Genomic DNA, 21,388 nt, shown 5'->3' on the forward strand with positions numbered 1-21,388 from the left:
TTCCATGAATCAATCAATGTTCATCGTCTGGCGCGAAAGCGTCGAGGCGTTGCTGGTGATCGGTATTCTCCAGGCCTGGGCCGGCCAGCAAGGCCAACGTCATCGGCTGGTCAAATACCTGTGGGCGGGTGTGGTTCTGGGGTTGATGCTCTCGGGCCTGCTGGCGGTGTTGATTCTGTTTGCCGGTGAGGCCATGAGCGGGTCAGCCAGTGAATGGTTCCAGGCCGCACTCGCACTGGTTGCCAGCCTGTTGATGGTGCAAATGGTCGGCTGGATGCACCGTCACGGGCGCAGCCTCAACCACGATTTGCGACGGCACGCCGATAGCCACCTGGCTCGACAAGGAGGCGCAGGCCTATTACTGCTGGCCATGCTCGCGATCAGCCGCGAAGGCAGCGAAACGGTGGTCTTTCTCTATGGCGCCGGCGCCCGGTTGCGAGGTCCGCAGCTCGGTTTGTTTGCCGTCGGCGGCGTGTTGGGACTGGTGCTGTCGGTGCTGACCATTACGCTGCTGCACAGCAGTCGCCGATTCATTTCATGGCAACGATTTTTTGCCATCAGCGAAGTCATCCTGCTCATGCTCGGCGCAGCGTTGCTGGTCAGTGGCACCGAACGAATCGGCGGCCAATTGCTCGCCCTGGATTTTCCGGAGGGGGTTTACCGCATCGTTGGCGAAGCGCTTTGGGACAGCAGCACGTTGCTGAGTGACAGCCACGGATTGGGTGGCTTTCTTGCAGGGTTCGCCGGTTATCGCGCAAGCCCCAGCGGCCTGACCTTGTTGGTGTGGATCGGTTATTGGCTGGCCGTCGGCGGCTGGCTACGGCAACGCACTGCGGAAAACCTGCCATGCCCGACCTGAGCCGACGCAATCGATGGCTCCAGCGTTTGGGTGACGGAATGCGTCGTCATGCGCCCGTCATCCGTGGGGTGCAGTGGTCTGTTGTAGTGTTTTACGCGGTGCTGTTGGTGGCCCCGGCGCTGTTGCCGCTACCGGACAGCCAGGCACGGATACTCGACAACCTGACCTTGCTCGCGCAGTTCCTGTTCTGGGGGATCTGGTGGCCGTTCGTGTTGCTGTCGATGGTGTTTTTCGGCCGACTCTGGTGTGGCGTTCTGTGCCCGGAAGGTTCGCTCAGCGAATGGGCCAGCCATTACGGTAAAGGCCTGGGTGTGCCGCGCTGGTTGCGCTGGGGCGGCTGGCCTACATTGGCGTTCTGCCTGACGACCCTCTACGGCCAGTTGATCAGCGTCTATGACTACGCCCAGGCCGCACTGTTGATTCTGGGTGGCTCGACCGTCGCAGCGGTCAGCGTCGGGTTGTTGTTCGCCCGGGGCAAGCGAGTCTGGTGCCGTTACCTGTGCCCGGTCAGCGGCGTCTTCGCCCTGCTCGCCCGGCTGGCCCCCGTACACTTTCAGGTCGATGAGCAACGCTGGATAGAGAATGCCGCACCACGCCTGCCGCCGCCCAACTGCGCTCCCCTGCTCGATATTCGCCGCCTGCAAGGCGCCAGTGATTGTCACGCCTGCGGACGCTGCAGCGGGCAACGCGGTGCCGTTCAACTGATCGCCCGCTCCAGCAATCAGGAGATTCTTCAAGCGACGGCGCAGACCCTGTCCCCCTGGGACGCCCGCTTGCTGCTGTTCGGCGTAATCGGCTTGGCCATGGGCGCGTTTCAGTGGACGGTCAGCCCATGGTTTATTGCCCTCAAACAACACCTGGCCCGGTGGCTGGTCGAACACAACCAGCTCTGGGCCCTGCAGGACAACGCTCCCTGGTGGCTGCTGACCCATTACCCGCAGCTCAACGACAGCTTCAGCTGGCTCGACGGTTTCAGCATCGTCGCTTACCTGAGTCTGAGTTCGATCGTGCTCGGCACGGCGTTGATGCTGCTCCTGCGTCTGACGGCTCGACTGGCGCAAGACCGCGCACTGTATTGGCCCCTGGCGCTGACACTCACGCCCCTGGGCGGCGCCGGTCTGTTTCTCGGGCTGTCGGCCACCACCGTCAAATTGCTGCGTTACGAAGGCTTGCTGCTGGAGTGGGTGCAACCGGCCAGGGCCTGCCTGTTGATGGCCGCGATGGGCTGGAGCCTGCTATTGGGTTGGAAACGGCTGAGTCGCGAAAATCTTTCCCAAGTGCAACGCGGGTCCGCCATCGCTTGCCTGCTTCTGGCCGAAGGCATGGTGGGATTTGGCTGGTGGTTGCAATTCTGGGGCTGGGCTTGAGTTCCCCAGCCCCCGTTACCCCCGCAACACGAAGGCTGGAAACAACCCGCGCATGGCCTCCCACAACTCTGGCAGCAACGCTTGTGCCGACACGCTCGGCAACAGCGGATCGAACATCCGCTCGGTGCGAACCAGCTGCACGGCGAAGCGTTTGACGCCCAGCGTATTCAAACGTTTTGCCAGGATCAGCAGACGCGCCGGCTCGAACAGATGCCAATGCACGGTGGTGCGGCATTCGTAGTCCACGCCACTGGCCAGCAGATGCTCGAGGCTGCGCCAGTTGGCGGTTCCACTGCCCTCGACCCGGGTGATGGCCTGACAATCCTCGGGCAACGCCTTGACGTCGAAACCGACCCAATCCGCACCGGTCAGTGCTTTGGCGAACGCGGCCGGCTTAATCCCGGCGCTGTGCAAGCCGATGCGAAACCCCATGTCCCGCACTTCGTCCATGGCGCCGAGCAAGCCGTCCTGCAAGGTCGGCTCACCGCCACTGAACACCACGGCATCGAGCAGGTCCTGGCGACGTTGCAGAAACGCCAGCACCCGCCGCCACTCCACTTCCTCACTGCCACGAGGGGGAATCAGCTGCGGGTTATGACAATAACGACAACGCCAGGCGCACCCCTGGCAAAACAGCACACAGGCGAGCTGTCCCGGATAGTCGATAGTGGTCAGGGGCACCATGCCCCCGACCCGAAGCATTCGACTCATTGGCGCCCGGCCAGTGCTGCGCTTTCAGTGAAGTGCACCCGCTCACGGTGCTCCGACTGTTTACCCGGATTGAACGCCGACACAGGACGGTGATAGCCCATCACCCGGGTCCAGACTTCGCAGCGTTGACGTTGAGCCTGGGGCAGTGTTTGCGATGCAGTCATGGTGAAGCTCCTTGCGGTTGAGTGGATCGAAATCAATGAACGGCGCCGGCTTTCTGCTCTTGCAGCAGGACCTCGTCGCATTTGGGGCAGAACTCATGTTCGCCATCGAGGTAACCGTGCACCGGGCAAATGGAGAAGGTCGGGGTCACGGTCAGGTATGGCAGGCGGAAGCGGCCAAGGGCTTTTCGCACCAGTTGCTTGCAGGCCTGGGTCGATGAAATCCGCTCGGCCATGTACAGGTGCAGGACCGTGCCGCCGGTGTATTTGCATTGCAGTTCGTCTTGAAGTTCCAGGGCCTCGAAGGGGTCTTCGGTGTAGCCCACGGGCAGTTGCGAGGAGTTGGTGTAATACGGCGCCAACGGGCTACCGGCCTGGAGAATGTCCGGATAGCGCTTGAGGTCTTCCTTGGCGAAGCGGTAAGTGGTGCCTTCTGCCGGTGTCGCTTCCAGGTTGTAGAGGTGCCCGGTTTCTTCCTGGAAACGCAGCAACGTGGCGCGCACGTGGTCGAGCATGTTCAGGGCAAACTGCCGGCCATGCTCGGTGTGCATGCCCTCCTCGTCGCCGCTGAAATTGCGCAGCATTTCATGCAGGCCGTTGAGGCCGATGGTGGAGAAATGGTTGCGCAAGGTGCCCAGGTAACGCTTGGTGTAAGGGTACAAACCGGCATCCATGTGGTGCTGAATGACTTTGCGCTTGACCTCCAGGCTCTCCATCGCCAGCTCCATCAGCGTGTCCAGGCGCTGCAACAAACCACTGGTGTTGCCCTTGAACACATAGCCCAGACGCGCGCAGTTGATGGTCACCACGCCGAGCGACCCGGTCTGTTCCGCCGAGCCGAACAAACCGCCGCCGCGCTTGAGCAACTCGCGCACATCCAGTTGCAACCGGCAGCACATCGAACGCACCTGATTGGGCTGCAGATCCGAATTGAGGAAGTTCTGGAAGTACGGCAAACCGTAGCGCGCCGTCATCTCGAACAGACGGTCGGCGTTTTCACTGTCCCACGGAAAATCATGGGTGATGTTGTAGGTCGGGATCGGAAAGGTGAACACTCGCCCTTTCGCATCGCCAGCCTGCATCACCTCGATGTAGGCGCGGTTGAGCAGGTCCATTTCGACCTGTAGATCGCCATAGGCAAACGGCATTTCCTCCCCGCCGATGACAGGTATCTGCTCACGCAGATCCTGCGGGCAAACCCAGTCGAAGGTCAGGTTGGTGAACGGCGTCTGGGTGCCCCAGCGTGACGGCACGTTGAGGTTGTAGATGAACTCCTGGATCGCCTGGCGCACCTCCTGATAACTCAGCTGATCCTTGCGCACGTAGGGCGCCAGGTAGGTGTCGAACGAGCTGAACGCCTGGGCACCGGCCCATTCGTTTTGCAGGGTGCCGAGGAAATTCACCATCTGCCCCAAGGCGCTGCTCAAGTGTTTCGGCGGACCGGCTTCGACACGCCCCGGCACACCGTTGAGCCCTTCGTGCAACAGTGTGCGCAGCGACCAGCCAGCGCAGTAGCCGGCGAGCATGTCCAGGTCGTGCACATGCAAATCCGCCTCGCGGTGGGCCTGGCCGATGGCCTCGCTGTACACCTCGTCCAGCCAGTAATTGGCAGTGACCTTGCCCGACACGTTCAACACCAGCCCACCCAGTGAGTAGCCCTGATTGGCGTTGGCCTGGACCCGCCAGTCTTCACGGTCCAGGTATTCGTTCATCGAGGTCGCCACTTCGACCATGGTCCGGCGATCGCGACGCAAACGCCCGTGTTGTTCGCGGTAGACGATGTAGGCGCGCATGGCGAAGAAAAAACCGGCGTCCATCAACACCCGTTCGACACGATCCTGGATCTGCTCGACATGCAGCCTTGGCACTCCGTCCAGACGAGCGAGTACCGCCTGAAGCAAACCTTCAACCTCAACTTCGGTGTACTCCCCCGTAGCCTTGCCGGCAGCGATTAATGCCTGACGGATCTTGTCGGCATCGAAAGCGACCAGACTGCCATCGCGCTTGTGCAAGCGGTTACATCCTACTGAGATCAGCGTGCTCTGCATTCGGCCTCCAGATACTACATATAGATGTTTATAGACAAACAAACACAACATGCAGTGAAGACTACGGACAAAGGGCTGATCTGCAATTGATCGATATCAAGATTTTGCGGTGAAAAAAACGCCCGATGACGACACAGATCCTGTGGCAAGCCCGCTCCCACATTTGATCATCTGTGTTCTTACAAGCCGTGCAAGACAGCTCAACCGCCACTCATATTCATGAACCGCACTATCTGCACCTCCCCTTCGGGGGTGAAATCGTGGCGCAACGGCTTGCCGCGCAGAGCCTTCTGCACCGCGTTGATCAGCGGCTGATCATCCAGCGGATAACGCCGCAACAATCCTCTTAAATCCAGGGCATCGTCCTGCCCCAGACAAAGCAACAGCTTCCCTTCAACGGTCATCCGCACCCGATTACAGCTGCCACAGAAGTTGTGGCTGTTGGGGGAAATGAAACCGATCCGGGTATCGGGATGGCGTTCCAGGCGCACATAGCGTGCCGGTCCGCCGCTGTTTTCAGTGCTGTCGAGTAAGCGATGCTGGCTGGCGATCAGCGACCGAACCTCGTCGCTGGAACAAAACGATTCGCCCCGTGAACGCCCGACGTCGCCCAAGGGCATTTCTTCGATAAAACTGATGTCGATGCGCTGATCGATGGCGTATTGCACCAACGCCGGGACCTCATCGAAGTTGCGCCCTTTCATCACCACGCAGTTGAGTTTGATCCGCTCAAACCCCGCGTCCCGCGCCGCTTCGATGCCGCCCAGCACCTGATCGAGATCGCCGATGCGGGTGATCGCGCGAAACTTTTGCCGGTCCAGGCTATCGAGGCTGATATTCATCCGCTTGACCCCCGCCTCCGCCAATGGCCGAGCCAGACGGCCCAGTTGCGAGCCGTTGCTGGTCATGACCAGTTCACGCAAACCGGGCAGCGCGGCGATGTTGCGGCACAGTTCGACAATGCCCGGACGAATCAGCGGCTCGCCGCCGGTCAGACGGATTTTGCGTACGCCCAACCCGACGAACAGCGTTGCCAGACGCTGCAACTCTTCCAGCGTGAGCACCTGCTGACGCGGCAGGAAGGTCATGTTTTTCGCCATGCAATACACACAGCGAAAATCACAACGGTCCGTCACCGACATCCGCAGATAATCGATCTGCCGTCCAAAACCATCCTGCATGACAGCGTTCATCACATCTCCCGGTTTGCCTTGGGTCACTGCACCAGCGGTGAGTCGGCGCCCTGCAAGTGGATACCGCGAATATCCGCCGCACCGATCAGGGTTTGCAGGTACTGCACCAGGGCTTTTTGCCAGACGCCTTGCTGCAACTGCGTGCGGATCGCCGTCGACACCACTTCATAGGGCAGCGGCATGCCTTCGATCCGCTGATCGACACTGACCACGTGCCAGCCGTAACGGCTTTCCAGCGGTTTGCTGGCCAGGCCCGGCGCCAGAGTGAACAGCTGACGTTCCAGTTCAGGCACGGTCTGGCCCTTGCTGATCTGCCCTAAAGAACCGCCCTGAGCCTTCGACGGGCAGGCCGAATACTTCACGGCCAGCTCAGCGAAACTGCCGGGAAACTCTTCCAGACGTTGCAGCAGAATTTGCGCCTGTTCATGCGCAACGGCGCGCGCCTCGACATCTTCCGGCGCGCATTCGAGCAGGATGTGCCGAACCGCCAGCAACGGCGCGCTGTGAAAGCGCCCACGATTGTTTTCGTAGTAGCGCAGACTGGTTTCCTCATCGCACTGCGGCACGTGCACCTCCCGTTCGAGCAACAAGCGCGTGGCCGCTTCTTCTTCATTCTCGCCGGCACCGATCTCCATCGACACGCCGAGTTCGGCGATGCGCTGCTGCAACAACTCGCGGATCACCAGCGCCCGGGCGGCCAAATACACCGCCTCCTCGCGGCTTTCGGCCGGGTGATATTGCAGCTCCTGGGCCATTGCCTCCGGGGTGATCGGCACCTCGTTGACGCTGATGATCGGCCATTCCTGTTCGCTGCTGGCGATCAACTGCGCCGGGGCGTCATCGGCAGCCGCCGGCTCAACCGGGAGTGCTTCAAACTGCGCCTGTGCGACTGGCGCGATGTCGAGAACGTCCTCGGCTTTTTTGGAAGACCCGCAGCCACCGCTGCCGCCGTTACCACCACCACATCCACATCCACCTGACATGATTGTCTCCTCAGTACTTCTGACGAACGATTTGATAACGACGCCCCAAGTACCAGACCGGTGCGCTGATCATGTGTACGAGACGGGTGAAGGGGAACAGCACAAACAGGGTCAAACCGAGAAACACGTGCAGCTTGTAGGTCAGCCCGACCGGCTCGATAGCCGCCGCCGCTTCCATCGGCCGCAACAGCACGGTGTTCTGCGCCCAGTCAGCGAGCATCACCATCACCGAGCCGTCCATATGCGCGGTGGACGCGGCAATCGTCAGCAGACCGAGCAGCAACTGCGCCAGCAGCACCAGCAAAATCAGGATGTCCGAAGGGCTGGAGGTGGCACGTACCCGAGGATCGGTGAGCCGCCGATTGACCAGCATCAGCAAGCCGATCAGGCACAGCAAGCCGAAAAATCCACCGGATACCATGGCCAGCAACTGTTTGTTCTCAGTGCTGATCACATGGTGATAGACCGACGCAGGCGTCAGCAGGCCGACGAAGTGCCCGGCCAACACAAACAACACACCGATGTGAAACAGATTGCTCGCCACGCGCATGCCCCGTTGGTTGAGCATCTGGCTCGAACCTGCCTTCCAGCTGTATTGCGACAGGTCGAAGCGGGCCCAACTGCCGATCAGGCAGATCGCCAAAGCGACATAGGGATAGATCCCGAACAACAACAGATTCCATTTAGACATTACCGACCTCCTTGGCTGGCACGGCGGCCAACCCTTCATGCTGAAAATCCACCCAGTGCAACGGCACTGCACTTTCTTCCCGAGCCTTGCCCGGTGCGCTTGGCAGTCCACTGCAACGGTCCTGCTGTTCGGCCTGGAGGAAATCCACGGCCTCCTCTTCCCAGATCTTGTCGAGGGCTTCGAGGGAGTCGTCGCGCGGTTCGGCGGCCACCTGCTCGCGCAGGTCAGCGACCGCTTGATGGGGCTCGGCCCCGGCGATTTGCAGCAGCGCGCGGAAGCAGCTGGCATAGGCGCTCTCGCGCTCTTCCAGGCGTGCGGCGAGCAAGGCCAGCAAGTGCGAAACATCCGCCAGGCCCTCGCGGGCCTCGATGTCTTCGCGGGTGGAGAGGAACTCCAGGTACAGCGGGATATAGTCCGGCAGCTCTTTGACCCCGATGGCAAAACCGGCTTCTTCGTATTGCGCCATCATGTCGACCATCGCCTGACCGCGGTCGCGGGATTCGCCATGCACATGCTCGAACAGCAGCAGCGACAGCGAGCGCCCCCGACCGAACAGCGCACCGTAGTGTTCCTGCCCGTCCATCAAATCATTGGCGCAGATCAGCTCGAGCAATTCGAACAGCGCGCCGCGTTGCTTGGGGCTGATTTCCCGTGACTGGATAATCGCTTGCTCCAGTTCGTCGCGACCGCCAATCAGCGTCTCGGTCGGGTAATCGAGCAGCAGCGAAATCACTTTGAGAATTTGCATGCTCATTCCTCCCACAACTGGACGGTTTTCAGGATGTCGCGGCGGTTGGCTTTCTTCGCACCGAACATGTTGGTGTCGGAACTGCCGCTGCAGCCGCTGCCGAAACTGAAGCCGCAACCGGAGCGTTCGGCAAAGGCGTCGCTCATGGCGTCTTCACGGTGCGCGCTCGGTACCACAAAGCGGTCTTCATAGTTGGCGATCGCCAGGTAGCGATACATCTCCTCGACCTGGGCCACGCTCAAGCCGACGTCCTTGAGTACTTGCAGGTCCTGAACGCCATCGACTTGCTCGGAACGTTTGTAGGCGCGCATCGCCAGCAAGCGTTTAAGCGCACGCTTGACCGGTTTTTCATCGCCCGCCGTCAGCAGGTTGGCCAGGTACTTGAGTGGAATACGCAGGCTGTCGACGTCCGGGATCACCCCGTTCATACCGACGGTGCCGGCCGTGGCGGCGTTCTGGATCGGCGACAGCGGCGGTACGTACCAAACCATCGGCAAGGTGCGGTATTCCGGGTGCAGCGGCAGTGCCAGTTTCCAGTCCACGGCCATTTTGTAGACCGGCGAACGCTGGGCGGAATCGATCACCGACTGCGGTACGCCATCGGCCAGGGCCTGACGAATCACCGCCGGGTCATTCGGGTCGAGGAAGATCTCCAGTTGTTTCTCGTACAGGTCCTGCTCATTGGCGGTGCTCGCCACTTCGCTGATGCGGTCGGCGTCATACAGCAGCACACCGAGGTAACGAATGCGCCCGACGCAAGTCTCCGCGCAAACCGTCGGCATCCCGGCTTCGATCCGTGGGTAGCAGAAGATGCATTTCTCGGACTTGCCGCTCTTCCAGTTGAAGTAGATTTTCTTGTACGGGCAGCCGCTGATGCACATCCGCCAGCCACGGCATTTTTCCTGGTCGATCAGGACGATGCCGTCTTCTTCACGCTTGTAGATCGCCCCGCTCGGGCACGACGCCGCGCATGTCGGGTTGAGGCAGTGCTCGCACAGGCGCGGCAAATACATCATGAAGGTGTTTTCGTACTCGCCGTAAATGTCCGCCTGAATCTTGTCGAAGTTCTTGTCCTTGCGACGCTTGGCGAATTCGGTGCCGAGGATCTCTTCCCAGTTCGGGCCCCACTCGATTTTTTCCATGCGCTTGCCGGAGATCAGCGAGCGCGGACGTGCAGTGGGCTGATGCTCGCCCAGCGGCGCGGTGTGCAGGTGCTGGTAATCGAAGTCGAACGGTTCGTAGTAATCGTCGAGGCTCGGCAGATCCGGGTTGGCGAAAATGTTCGCCAACACGCGGAATTTACCGCCGATGCGCGGGTTGATCGTGCCGTTGGCGTTGCGGATCCAGCCGCCCTTCCACTTGTCCTGGTTTTCCCATTCTTTCGGGTAGCCGATCCCGGGTTTCGATTCAACGTTGTTGAACCAGGCGTATTCCATGCCTTCGCGGCTGGTCCAGACGTTTTTGCAGGTGATTGAACAGGTGTGGCAACCGATGCACTTGTCCAGGTTCAGAACCATGCCGATTTGTGAGCGAATCTTCATCTCAGTTCTCCTCGATATCGGTCGGCAGTGGACGTGGCAGGTCATCGCCACTTGAACCATCGAGCCAGTCGACTTTGGACATTTTGCGCACCACGACGAACTCATCGCGGTTGCAACCGACCGTGCCGTAATAGTTGAAACCGTAGGCCTGCTGGGCATAGCCGCCGATCATGTGAGTCGGCTTGAGCACCACGCGGGTGACCGAGTTGTGGTGACCGCCACGGGTCTTGGTGGTTTCCGAACCTGGCACGTTCACGATCCGTTCCTGTGCGTGGTACATCATCACCATGCCGTCCTTGACCCGCTGACTGACCACCGCCCGGGCGGTCAGTGCACCGTTGACGTTGAAGCATTCGATCCAGTCGTTGTCCTCGATGCCGGCGCGTTTCGCGTCGTTCTCCGAGAGCCACACAATCGGCCCGCCACGGCTGAGGGTCAGCATCAGCAGGTTGTCGCTGTAGGTACTGTGGATGCCCCATTTCTGGTGCGGGGTGATCCAGTTCAGGACGATTTCGATCTCGCCGTTGCTGCGCTTGCCTTTCACCCCTTCGATGGTGCGGGTGTTGACGGGCGGGCGATAACTCATCAGTTGCTCGCCGAACGCCTGCATCCACGGGTGATCCTGGTAGAACTGCTGGCGACCGGTGATGGTGCGCCACGGGATCCCTTCGTGAACGTTGGTGTAGCCGGCGTTGTAGCTGACGTGATCGTCTTCGAGACCCGACCAGGTCGGGCTGGATATGATCTTGCGCGGCTGTGCCTGAATGTCGCGGAAACGAATCGCCTCGTGTTCCTTGGACAGCGCCAGGTGGCTGTGATCGATGCCAGTGAATTCCGACAACGCAGCCCAGGCCTTGACGGCGACGTGGCCATTGGTTTCCGGCGCCAGCGACAGGATCACTTCGGCGGCATCTATCGCCGTGTCGATTTTCGGACGGCCTTGACTGATACCGGCATCGCCTTCTTTGTGATTGAGTTCGCCGAGGAATTTCACTTCAGCTTCGGTGTTCCAGTTGATGCCCTTGCCACCGTTGCCGTGTTTTTCCAGCAATGGCCCGAGGGACGAGAACTGTTTGTAGATGTTCGGGTAGTCACGCTCCACCACATGCAGGTTCGGCGCGTTCTTGCCCGGTTCCGGGGCCACGCCGGCGCTTTTCCAGTCGGTGCCGCCAAAGGGTTGAGCCAGTTCGCCGACGCTGTCGTGCATCAACGGAATGGTCACCAAGTCCTTTTCAACGCCCAGATGCCCTTCGGACATGCTGGAAAACGCCTTGGCGATGCCTTTGTAGATTTCCCAGTCGGAACGCGATTCCCATGCAGGGTCGATGGCGGCCGACAACGGGTGAATGAACGGGTGCATGTCCGAGGTATTCATGTCGTCTTTTTCGTACCAGGTTGCGGTCGGCAAGACGATGTCGGAATAGACGCAGGTCGAAGACATGCGGAAGTCCAGCGTGGTGACCAGATCGAGCTTGCCGATGGCGCCCTCGTCCACCCATTCGGCTTCTTCGGGTTTGCAATCGCCGACCTGACCGATGTCTTCGTTCATCACCCCGTTCTTGGTGCCGAGCAGGTACTTGAGCATGTACTCGTGGCCCTTGCCCGAGGAGCCCAGCAGGTTGGAACGCCAGATGAACATGTTGCGCGGGAAGTTGACCGGGCTGTCCGGCTGTTCGCAGGAGAAGCGCAGCGAACCGTCCTGCAGCGACTTGACCACGTAGTCTTTCGGGTCCATGCCGGCCGCAGCCGCATCGCGGCAAATGTGCAAAGGGTTAGTGTTGAGTTGCGGTGCGCTGGGCAACCAGCCGGCGCGTTCGGCACGGATGTTGTAGTCCAGGGCATGCTCAGGGAATTGTGATTTATCGGCCAATGGCGAGAGCACGTCGTGCATGCTCATCTTCTCGTGACGCCATTGCGAACTGTGGGCGTAGAAGAAGCTGGTGCCGTTCATTTGGCGAGGCGGACGGTTCCAGTCCAGGCCAAATGCCAGGGGCAGCCAGCCGCATTGCGGACGCAGTTTTTCCTGGCCGACGTAGTGCGCCCAACCGCCACCGGTCTGGCCGACACACCCGCAGAGCATGAGCATGTTGATCAGCCCACGGTAGTTCATGTCCATGTGGTACCAGTGGTTCATCGCCGCGCCGACGATAATCATCGAGCGCCCCTTGGTCTTGTCGGCGTTATCGGCGAACTCACGGGCAATCTGGATGGCTTTCTCACGGCTGACGCCGGTGATCTGCTCCTGCCACGCCGGGGTGCCGGGCACCGAGGCGTCGTCGTAATCCTTGGCCACGTTAGCGCCGCCGAGGCCGCGATCGATGGCCAGGTTGGCGGCCGACAGGTCGAACACAGTGGCGACCTTGGCCACGCTGCCGTCCGCCAGCACCACGTTATGCACTGGCACGCGGCGGTATTGCACGGCATCGCCGGCCACGTGCTGGAAGTGCTCGTGGGACTCACCGGCAAAATACGGGAACGCCACTTCGGCGACGTCATCGCCGATCAGGCTCAACTTCAGATCGATCTCACGGCCTTCGCCGCCTTCACGCGGCAGGATGTTCCACTTGCCCTTCTCGCCCCAGCGATAACCGATGGAGCCTTGCGGGGAAACCAGTTCGCCGCTGACATCCAGGGCGATGGTTTTCCATTCCGGGTTGTTTTCCTGGCCGAGGTTGTCGGTCAGATCGCTGGCGCGCAAGAAGCGGTCTGGCTGGTAACCGGCGCCCGGTGCCTTGTCGACCATTTGCTTGAGCAGTACCAGCACCGGCAAATCGGTGAAGCGCTTGGCGTAGTCGGTGAAATAGGCGCTCGGTTTGTCCAGGTGGAATTCTTTGAAGATCACATGGTTGAACGCTTGGGCCAGCGCCGCATCGGTGCCTTGTTTAGGGTTCAGCCACAGGTCGGTGAGTTTGGCGACTTCCGAGTAGTCCGGGGTGATCGCCACAGTCTTGGTGCCCTTGTAGCGGACTTCGGTAAAGAAGTGCGCGTCCGGGGTACGGGTCTGCGGGACGTTGGAGCCCCAGGCAATGATGTAGTTGGAGTTGTACCAGTCGGCCGATTCCGGCACGTCGGTCTGCTCGCCCCAGACCATCGGCGAGGCCGGTGGCAAGTCGCAGTACCAGTCGTAGAAACTCAGGCACGCTCCGCCGATCAGCGACAGGTAACGCGAGCCTGCGGCGTAGCTGACCATCGACATGGCCGGGATCGGCGAGAAGCCGACGATCCGGTCCGGGCCGTATTGCTTGATGGTGTAGACGTTGGCCGCGGCGATGATCTCGTTGACTTCCTCCCAGTTGGAACGAATGAAGCCACCCATGCCGCGCTTGCTTTTATAGGAGTCGGCCTTGACCTTGTCCTCGACGATGCTGGCCCAGGCTTCCACCGGCGCCATGGTCTGCCGCGCATCGCGCCAGAGCTTGAGCAACGGCTTGCGGATTTTCGGGTACTTGAGCCGGTTGGCGCTGTAGATGTACCAGCTGTAACTGGCGCCACGGGGGCAGCCACGGGGCTCATGGTTCGGCAGATCGTTGCGGGTACGCGGGTAGTCGGTCTGCTGGGTTTCCCAGGTGATCAGGCCGTTCTTGACGTAGATTTTCCACGAGCAGGAGCCGGTGCAGTTCACTCCGTGGGTGGAGCGCACGATCTTGTCGTACTGCCAGCGCGAACGGTAGACGTTCTCCCAGTCGCGAGACTCTTTGCGGGTCTCGCCATGACCGTCGGAAAACTCGTTTTGCTTACGGTTGAAAAACCGCAATTGATCCAGTAAATGACTCACGGTGTAGTCCTCTCAGGCTTTGTCGCGGAGTCTGTGCCCCGCCCACGCAATGGTTGGATGCAGCTCGGCTCAGCAGGGTGTCGCGGCGCCTTTGCGCGCGTACCACCACCAGGTCACCACGATGCAGCTCAGGTAAAAGCCGACGAACATGTAGAAGGCCATCTCCGGGCCGCCGGTCTGGGCCATCGAAGTGCCGAAGGATTTGGGAATAAAAAACGCGCCGAAGGCGCCCATGGCCGAACTGAAGCCGAGCACTGCGGCCGACTCCTTGCCAGCGTTCTTCAGGGCCTGTTCGCGGATGGCCGGCGATTGCCCGGCCGAGGCTTTTTCATGTTGGGTGCGGAAAATCACCGGGATCATGCGGAAGGTGGAACCGTTGCCGACGCCGGTGGTGATGAACAGCAGCATGAACATGCCGAGGAAGCCGTAGAAGTTACCGCCCTGGCCGCTTTGCGGCAGAAAGTGCAGAACACCGAACACCATCACGATCATCAGCACGAAGTTCCACAAGGTCACTTTCGCGCCGCCGAGCTTGTCCGCCAGCCAACCACCCAATGGGCGTACCAGAGCGCCGACCAACGGGCCGAGAAAGGCGAATTTCAAGGCGATGACATCTGGAAAAGAGGTTTTGATCAGCAGCGGAAACGCGGCGGAAAAACCGATGAACGAACCGAAGGTCGCCAGGTACAACCAGCACATCAGCCAGTTGTGTTTGCGCTTGAAGATCACCGCCTGTTCGCTGAACGAAGCGCGAGCACTGGACAGGTCATTCATGCCGAACCAGGCCAGCACCGTCACCAGGACAATGAACGGCACCCAGATGAAACCGGCGTTTTGCAGCCACAACTGACCACCGTCCGGCAGCGCTTGCGGCGAGCCGCCCATGAAACCGAACACCCCGAAGGTAATCACCAGCGGCACACAGAACTGCATCACCGAGACGCCCAGGTTACCCAGCCCGGCGTTGAGGCCAAGGGCTGTGCCCTGCTGCGACTTGGGGTAGAAGAAGCTGATGTTGGACATGCTCGAGGCAAAGTTGCCGCCACCAAAACCGCAGAGCAAGGCAATCAACACGAACACGCTGTAGGAGGTGCTCGGGTCCTGCACGGCGAAGCCCATCCAGATCGATGGCAACAGCAGCGACGCGGTGCTCAGGGCGGTCCAGCGCCGGCCACCGAAGATCGGCACCATAAAGGAATAGAAAACGCGCAAGGTCGCGCCGGACAACCCCGGCAACGCCGCCAGCCAGAACAGCTGGTCGGTGGTGAAGCTGAAGCCGATGGCGTTCAAACGCACAATCACCGTGCTCCAGACCATCCACACCGCAAAGGCCAACAGCAGCGCGGGGATGGAAATCCACAAGTTGCGAGTGGCGGTCTGTTTGCCGCTACTTCCCCAGAACGCGGGGTCCTCGGGACGCCAGTCATGAATGACCGGGCCTTTGTCAGGCTTTTGCAGAACGGACATGTTCTTCTCCTTGGGCAATGCTGGAAATCGGGGATGGGGTCAGCAGCGGCGCTTTACCCAGCACCGGGCTTTTGCGTATTTCGCTGAAGTACATCCAGGTGAGGGAGACCCAGACCACGCCGTACATCAACATGAAGCAGGAAGAGCGCACGCCGGTGAGGTCCACCAGGGCGCCGAACAGGATCGGCAGCACAAACCCGCCCAAGCCACCGGCGAGGCCGACGATGCCGGACACCGCGCCCATGTTTTTCGGGTAGTCATTGGCGATGTATTTGAAAACCGAGGCCTTGCCGAACGCGAAGGCGATGCCCATGACGAACAGCAGCACGGTGAACAACGCGGGGCTCAGGCCGATGTGGAAATCCACCGGACCGTTGATGGTCTGCACTTGCAGTTGGGTCTGGGGATACGAGAGCAGGAACAGGCAGATCCAGCTGACCCACAACACCCACCAGGTCACGCTTTGCGCACCCCAGCGATCCGACATCCAGCCACCGACGGCGCGCAGCACGCCACCAGGCAGGGAAAAACACGCCGCCAACAGCGCTGCGCTTTGCAGGCTGAAACCGTATTCCTGCACGTAGTACTTGGTCATCCACAACGCCAGGGCGACGTAGCCGCCGAAGACGATCGAGTAATACTGGCAGTAGCGCCACACCGCAGGGTCTTTCAGCGAGCGCAGTTGCTCACGCAAAGTGGCGCCGTTGGCACTGCGGTGGTCCTTGTTCTCGGCACTGAGAAACCAGAACAGCAGCGCGGTAATGAAGAGGATCGCGCTGAAGACTTTCGGCACCAGTTGCCAGCTGCCGGCGGCGATCAGAGCAGGGGCGAGAAACTTGGTCACCGCAGCCCCGGCGTTACCGGCGCCGAAGATGCCCATGGCGAAGCCTTGATTCTCTTTGTCGAACCATTTGGCGACGTAGGCAATCCCCACTGAAAACGAGCCGCCGGCCAGGCCGACGAACAAACCCAGCACCAAAAACTGCCAGTAGGCGGTGGCATGACTGATCAAGTACAGCGGCGCGACGCAGGTCAGCATCAGCAGGAAGAACACGCTGCGCCCGCCAAAACGGTCGGTCAGCAAACCCAGCGGCAAACGCACCAACGAGCCGGTCAGCACCGGGGTCGCGGCCAGCAGGCCGAACTGGGTTTCGTTGAGCTGGAGCAGTTCCTTGATCGGCACCCCGAGCACGGCAAACATCATCCAGACCATGAAGCACACAGTGAAGGCCAGCGTGCTCATGCCCAGCACCAAGCCTTGTCGTACACGCGGTTGGGTCACAATGCTCTCCAGTCAGTTAGCCATGGCGGCAGACTAGAGAGGCCAACCCCGCAAAAACTTGACCCATGTCAACGAAGCCCAAGGGGGCATAAGCCTATGCTTGCACTGCCTACCTCTAAGGAGGTAGTGCAGAAAAACCTTAAAAGCCTTTATTTATCAGCTTGTTAAAGGTTTTAACCGACGCTTTTGCTGACAAGGAACTGTCGCCAACTCTTTAGAGGTAGCGCGCCCGGGATCGGCGGCAAAACCCCACGCTGGAACTTTGCATGCTTTGTTTTCTGATCTTTTTCCCGGACCTGAGCCGATGATGCGCTGGTTGCGCAGCTCCCTGCCCGCTCGCGCCGGGCTGGCGGTGATCCTGATCGCCGTACTCGCCCTCGCCAGTTCGTTGAGCGCCGGGTTGATCGCCTGGTTCAGCCAGGGCGATGCCGCCGCCATCAACACCGCAGGCTCGGTGCGCATGGAAACTTATCACCTGAGCTGGAAACTCGCCGCAGGTGCAACGCCCTCAGAAATCGCCGCTATCACCGACAGCCTGCAAACCCGTCTCACCAGCCAGTCACTCAAGGCCGTGCTGGAAGATGGCCCAACCGCCGCCCTGCGAGTCAGCTATGGGCACATCCAGCAACAATGGAACGAGGATTTACTCCCGGCACTGCTGCGCGGCGATGCCGCCTACTTTCAGGTCCAGGCCCTGCCCTTCGTTGAACAACTGAACCAGTTCGTCAACCTGTTGCAGCGCCAGAGCGAACAAAAGCAGGGCTGGCAACAGGTGATCCAGGGCCTGGCCTTGTTTACCACCATGATTGTCCTCCTGATCGGTTTGTACGAGTTGCAGTACGGTGTCGTCACGCCCCTCAAAGAGTTGGTGGACGCAACCCAGCGCTTTCGTCGCGGCGACTTCAAGGTGCGGGTCAACCATCAGTCCCAGGACGAACTGGGCCAGTTGGCCACGAGCTTCAACACCATGGCCGAGACGATCGAAGAGTCGCACCGCACCCTGGAAAGTCAGGTCCGGCAGAAAACCCTGAACCTGCAACAAGCCAATGCCGCCCTCGAACTCCTGTATCAAAGCAGCCGAAGCCTGGCCACACGCCTGGCCAATGCCGAAGGCCTGGATGAGTTGATTCGACGCTTCCAGCAACGCCTGCCCGGCTTGCGCCTGTCGCTGTGTCTGCAAGGCCAACTGCAGGCACCGGCCCAACAGCTACTGGCCCTGCATGGCGCGAACATCCGCGAAGTCTGCGCCAGTAGCGACTGCGCCACTTGCCAGAAGCACCATAAAGCCAATCCGCAAGCCTTCAGCATCAGCAACCAGGGCAGTGAGCTGGGTGAGCTCAAGGCGCACTTTGTCGACGGGCATTCCATGCAAGCCTGGGAAACCCGACTGATCCAGGCCCTGGCCAACCTGATCGGCACCTCGCTGTCGCTCAAGCGCCAACGGGAACAGGATCATCGCCTGCTACTGCTCGAAGAACGCACGATCATCGCCCGTGAGCTGCACGATTCACTGGCCCAGGCCCTGTCTTACATGAAGCTGCAAGTCAGCCGCATGCAGACCCTGATGCGCCGGGGCGAACCGACCCAGACCCTGGAAACCGTCACCGCCGAATTGCGCGAGGGACTGAACAATGCCTACCGCCAGTTACGCGAGTTGCTGACGACTTTTCGTTTGCAGATTCACGACGCGGGGCTGGTGCAGGAACTCAAGGACACCGCCGAGGAATTTTCCCGTCGCGGGGAATTTCAGGTGCATCTGCACGTCGACGCGCTGGCCTTTCAGCTCTCGGCCAGCGAACAAATCCACATTCTGCAGATCACCCGCGAGGCGCTCTCCAACTGCCTGCGCCACGCCCATGCGCAAAACGCCTGGCTGCAACTGCGCCAAGACGGCGAGACAGTCAGGCTGTCGGTCGAAGACGACGGTCGCGGCTTCAGCGGCAACGTCGACCAACGCGAACACCACGGCCTGAACATCATGGATGAGCGGGCTCGCAGCTTGCACGGCCAGCTGCAGATATCTTCCAGGGAACCCCAAGGCACCCGTGTCCAACTGGAATTCCATCCGGAATTTCTCGGGCAGCAAACAGAAGGCAGCACCCTATGACCCCGTCCCCGCAACACAGAATCCTGCTGGTAGACGACCATCCGATGATGCGTCACGGCATTCGCCAGATGCTCGAACTCGAAGATGATTTCCTGATCGTCGGCGAAGCCAGCCAAGGTGAAGAAGCACTCGGACTGATTGAGCCGCTTCGACCGGATCTGGTCTTGCTCGACAACAACATGCCGCAAATGAATGGCATCGAAACCCTGCGCCGATTACGGGCGATGCACTACACCGGCAAAGTGCTGCTGTTCACCGTGTCGGACGCCGAAGACGATATTCGCGATGCATTGCGGCTGGATGCCGACGGCTATCTGCTCAAGGACATGGAGCCCGAACTGTTGATCCAGTACATCCGCGATGCCTTGAATGGCGCCTTGGTGATCAGCCCCGGCCTGACTCAAGTCATGGCCCAGGCGCTGCGCTCGCCGCCGCGCCAGGCCGTGGTGGAATTGACCGAACGCGAACGCCAAGTGTTGAAAACCATCGCCAGCGGCTTCAGCAACAAGGTCATCGGGCACAAGCTGGGCATCACCGAAGGGACGGTCAAGGTCCACGTGAAAAACCTGCTGCACAAACTCGGCTTGCGCTCGCGGGTGGAGGCGGCAGTGTGGGCCATGGAGCATCTGCGCAGTGCGGGCTGACGGGCATCCCTCCTTGGAGGTAGGCCTGCAGAGGCATAGGTCAATTGGCCTGCGCTCTCTACTATGACGGTCAGCGGAGGTACGCCATGCTGACCCACCCTTCCATCGTTTTAACGTTGCGCCGTCATCATCTGTTCAGCCAACTGCCGGAGAAAGTCTTCGAGGAAGTCTGCGGCCTGGCGATGCTCAAGCGCCTGAGTTGTCACAGCACGCTCATGCATCAAGGGGATCCGGCCAGGCGTTTTTTCCTGCTGGTCAGCGGCCAGGTCAAGTTGTACCGGCTCACCGGCGAAGGCCAGGAGAATCTGGTAGAGATCATCCAGCCCGGTCAGACCTTTGCCGAAGCCTTGCTGTTCAGCCAGGCCCGGCTCTACCCGGTGAGCGCCACCGCGCTGAAGGACAGCGTGCTGGTGAGTATCGAGGGCAACCATTACCGCAATGCCCTGGAGGACCAGCCGAAAGTCTGCCTGGCGATCCTCGCGAGCATGAGCGTTCACCTGCACCTGCGTCTGCGCGACATCGATACCTTGACCATGGCCAGTGCGACTCGTCGGGTGATCAACTTTCTGTTCCAGGAACGCCACCCGGTGACCGGCCAGATTGTCTTGCAGGTGTCTAAACGCCTGGTGGCGTCGAAGCTTGGGATTCAGCCGGAAACCTTCTCGCGGATTTTGCATCGCCTGGTGGAGTGCGGCCTGATCGCCATGGAGCGTCGTCATATCAGCATCCTCGCTGAAGAGGAGCTGACGGCTTTCCAATAGCAGGAATTGACCGCCATCAAGGCGCAATGCCACGCGCCTTGCACACTGGCAGCGTCCATCCACGGAGAGTGCAAATGCCCCGTTCAACCCTGCCTTTGGTTTACTCCTGCTCAGGTTGCTCCAACGTCGCCCAACTGGCCAATACCCTGGCCGTGCGACTGGATCGTAGTGGCCTGGCTGAAATGTCCTGCATCGTTGGTGTTGGCGGGCATGTGGCGGCGCTGGTCAACAAAGCGCGCTCGGGGCGGCGGATTTTTGCGCTGGATGGCTGCCCGTTGCAATGCGTTGAAAACTGCCTCAAGCAACATGGGCTGCATGCTGATGTGCATTTGATTCTTAGCCATTACGGGTTGCGCAAGCGCTATGGCGAGGACTGCACGGAGGCTCAGGGGGATGAGTTGTTTGAAGGGATCAAGCAGTTGATTGCCAGTGATGCTCGCCAGCATGTAAGCCGGCAGGAAACGATGGCCTGAGGGCCAATGAAAATCCAAATGTGGGAGCGGGCTTGCTCGCGAAGGCGTTTGCTCGCTGGGTTGTTTTTTGGCTCAGTACATATCCATTTCTGCGGTAACGGCTTCTATTGGTTTCGCTTTTACAGCGAGTCACTTTCGAAAAGCGCGAAAGTAACCAAAGCGCTTTTGCCCCTTTCGTTCGGTGGCTCGCCCAGGCTCGCCATGCCCTCGCTCCGGTCCTGCTCCGTGGGCCCGCCGCCATCGGCCTCTCGAGGGGGCGTGTACCGCAAAAGCACCGCGAGGCGGCCTACCGGCCGGCCTGCTTCCTCAACGCCTGCGCGTGTTGATCGTTCCCACGCTCCGCGTGGGAATGCATCCCGTGACGCTCCGCGTCACCAGTGCGCAGGACTCAAGTCTTGCGTCGCGAGCGGAACGCGGAGCGTCCCCGGCGGCATTCCCACGCGGAGCGTGGGAACGATCAGTGTGGGAACTCCTGTTGCTTTGCTTTGCTTTGGCTTTTGATTTTGATCTGCCCCGTCGGAAGGCCGAGCGCAGGTTCTGCGCAGTGGGCACCGCGGCAAGGATGCCGCGGTAGCCG

Annotated in this window: 17 protein-coding genes; 6 read left to right on the forward strand and 11 right to left on the reverse strand. The window is 60.4% G+C overall.

Annotated elements, in window-relative coordinates:
* Positions 1-4 precede the first annotated feature (4 nt).
* Both PSH97_RS16725 and PSH97_RS16730 read left to right on the forward strand, forming a co-directional pair.
* Entirely contained in the window at positions 5-859 is an 855-nt protein-coding gene (locus PSH97_RS16725; RefSeq protein WP_305445876.1) for an FTR1 family iron permease, read from the forward strand.
* A complete protein-coding gene (locus PSH97_RS16730) occupies positions 847-2,226 on the forward strand; it encodes a 4Fe-4S binding protein (protein WP_305445877.1) in 1,380 nt (459 codons plus the stop codon). Before PSH97_RS16725 ends, PSH97_RS16730 begins: the two co-directional genes overlap by 13 nt.
* A gap of 15 nt (positions 2,227-2,241) precedes the next feature.
* On the opposite strand, the gene PSH97_RS16735 is transcribed toward PSH97_RS16730, so the two are convergent.
* The 11 genes from PSH97_RS16735 to PSH97_RS16785 form a co-directional block, all read right to left on the reverse strand.
* Complete coding sequence (locus tag PSH97_RS16735) at positions 2,242-2,937, reverse strand: anaerobic ribonucleoside-triphosphate reductase activating protein (protein ID WP_305445878.1); 696 nt, start codon at positions 2,935-2,937, stop codon at positions 2,242-2,244.
* Complete coding sequence (nrdD, locus tag PSH97_RS16740) at positions 2,934-3,101, reverse strand: anaerobic ribonucleoside-triphosphate reductase (protein ID WP_017338867.1); 168 nt, start codon at positions 3,099-3,101, stop codon at positions 2,934-2,936. Before nrdD ends, PSH97_RS16735 begins: the two co-directional genes overlap by 4 nt.
* 32 nt (positions 3,102-3,133) lie before the next feature.
* Positions 3,134-5,146: a ribonucleoside triphosphate reductase gene (locus tag PSH97_RS16745; RefSeq protein ID WP_305445879.1), complete on the reverse strand. Its 2,013-nt coding sequence runs from the start codon at positions 5,144-5,146 to the stop codon at positions 3,134-3,136.
* 200 nt (positions 5,147-5,346) lie between these two features.
* Positions 5,347-6,339: a GTP 3',8-cyclase MoaA gene (gene moaA, locus PSH97_RS16750; protein WP_305445880.1), complete on the reverse strand. Its 993-nt coding sequence runs from the start codon at positions 6,337-6,339 to the stop codon at positions 5,347-5,349.
* Between the two features lie 23 nt (positions 6,340-6,362).
* Entirely contained in the window at positions 6,363-7,322 is a 960-nt protein-coding gene (locus PSH97_RS16755) for a peptidylprolyl isomerase (RefSeq protein WP_305445881.1), read from the reverse strand.
* 10 nt (positions 7,323-7,332) lie between these two features.
* The gene (gene narI / locus PSH97_RS16760) at positions 7,333-8,013 is read right to left on the reverse strand and encodes a respiratory nitrate reductase subunit gamma (RefSeq protein WP_305445882.1); all 681 of its coding nucleotides are present in this window, start codon (positions 8,011-8,013) and stop codon (positions 7,333-7,335) included.
* Positions 8,006-8,761 carry a nitrate reductase molybdenum cofactor assembly chaperone gene (narJ, locus tag PSH97_RS16765; RefSeq protein ID WP_305445883.1) on the reverse strand — a complete coding sequence of 252 codons (756 nt, stop codon included), beginning with the start codon at positions 8,759-8,761 and terminating at the stop codon, positions 8,006-8,008. Before narJ ends, narI begins: the two co-directional genes overlap by 8 nt.
* A 2-nt stretch (positions 8,762-8,763) precedes the next feature.
* A complete protein-coding gene (narH, locus tag PSH97_RS16770; RefSeq protein WP_038982852.1) occupies positions 8,764-10,302 on the reverse strand; it encodes a nitrate reductase subunit beta in 1,539 nt (512 codons plus the stop codon).
* A gap of 1 nt (position 10,303) precedes the next feature.
* Complete coding sequence (locus PSH97_RS16775; RefSeq protein ID WP_305445884.1) at positions 10,304-14,077, reverse strand: nitrate reductase subunit alpha; 3,774 nt, start codon at positions 14,075-14,077, stop codon at positions 10,304-10,306.
* Positions 14,078-14,146: 69 nt separating this feature from the next.
* Entirely contained in the window at positions 14,147-15,544 is a 1,398-nt protein-coding gene (locus PSH97_RS16780) for a NarK family nitrate/nitrite MFS transporter (protein WP_305445885.1), read from the reverse strand.
* Positions 15,522-16,826, reverse strand: coding sequence for an MFS transporter (locus PSH97_RS16785; RefSeq protein WP_305445886.1), 1,305 nt, complete (start codon positions 16,824-16,826; stop codon positions 15,522-15,524). Before PSH97_RS16785 ends, PSH97_RS16780 begins: the two co-directional genes overlap by 23 nt.
* Before the next feature lie 304 nt (positions 16,827-17,130).
* On the opposite strand from PSH97_RS16785, the gene PSH97_RS16790 reads away from it, so the two are divergent.
* The 4 genes from PSH97_RS16790 (at position 17,131) to PSH97_RS16805 (ending at position 20,811) form a co-directional block, all read left to right on the forward strand.
* Complete coding sequence (locus PSH97_RS16790) at positions 17,131-18,933, forward strand: HAMP domain-containing protein (RefSeq protein ID WP_305445887.1); 1,803 nt, start codon at positions 17,131-17,133, stop codon at positions 18,931-18,933.
* On the forward strand, positions 18,930-19,577 hold the full coding sequence (gene narL / locus PSH97_RS16795) for a two-component system response regulator NarL (protein WP_052964418.1): 648 nt from the start codon (positions 18,930-18,932) through the stop codon (positions 19,575-19,577). The genes PSH97_RS16790 and narL overlap by 4 nt, the downstream gene beginning before the upstream one ends.
* 86 nt (positions 19,578-19,663) lie before the next feature.
* Positions 19,664-20,338, forward strand: a complete 675-nt coding sequence (locus PSH97_RS16800; RefSeq protein WP_305445888.1) for a Crp/Fnr family transcriptional regulator — start codon at positions 19,664-19,666, stop codon at positions 20,336-20,338.
* 74 nt (positions 20,339-20,412) lie between these two features.
* Positions 20,413-20,811 carry a putative zinc-binding protein gene (locus PSH97_RS16805; RefSeq protein WP_305445889.1) on the forward strand — a complete coding sequence of 133 codons (399 nt, stop codon included), beginning with the start codon at positions 20,413-20,415 and terminating at the stop codon, positions 20,809-20,811.
* Positions 20,812-21,388: the final 577 nt, after the last annotated feature.

Source organism: Pseudomonas cucumis (assembly GCF_030687935.1).
Taxonomy (GTDB): domain Bacteria; phylum Pseudomonadota; class Gammaproteobacteria; order Pseudomonadales; family Pseudomonadaceae; genus Aquipseudomonas; species Aquipseudomonas cucumis.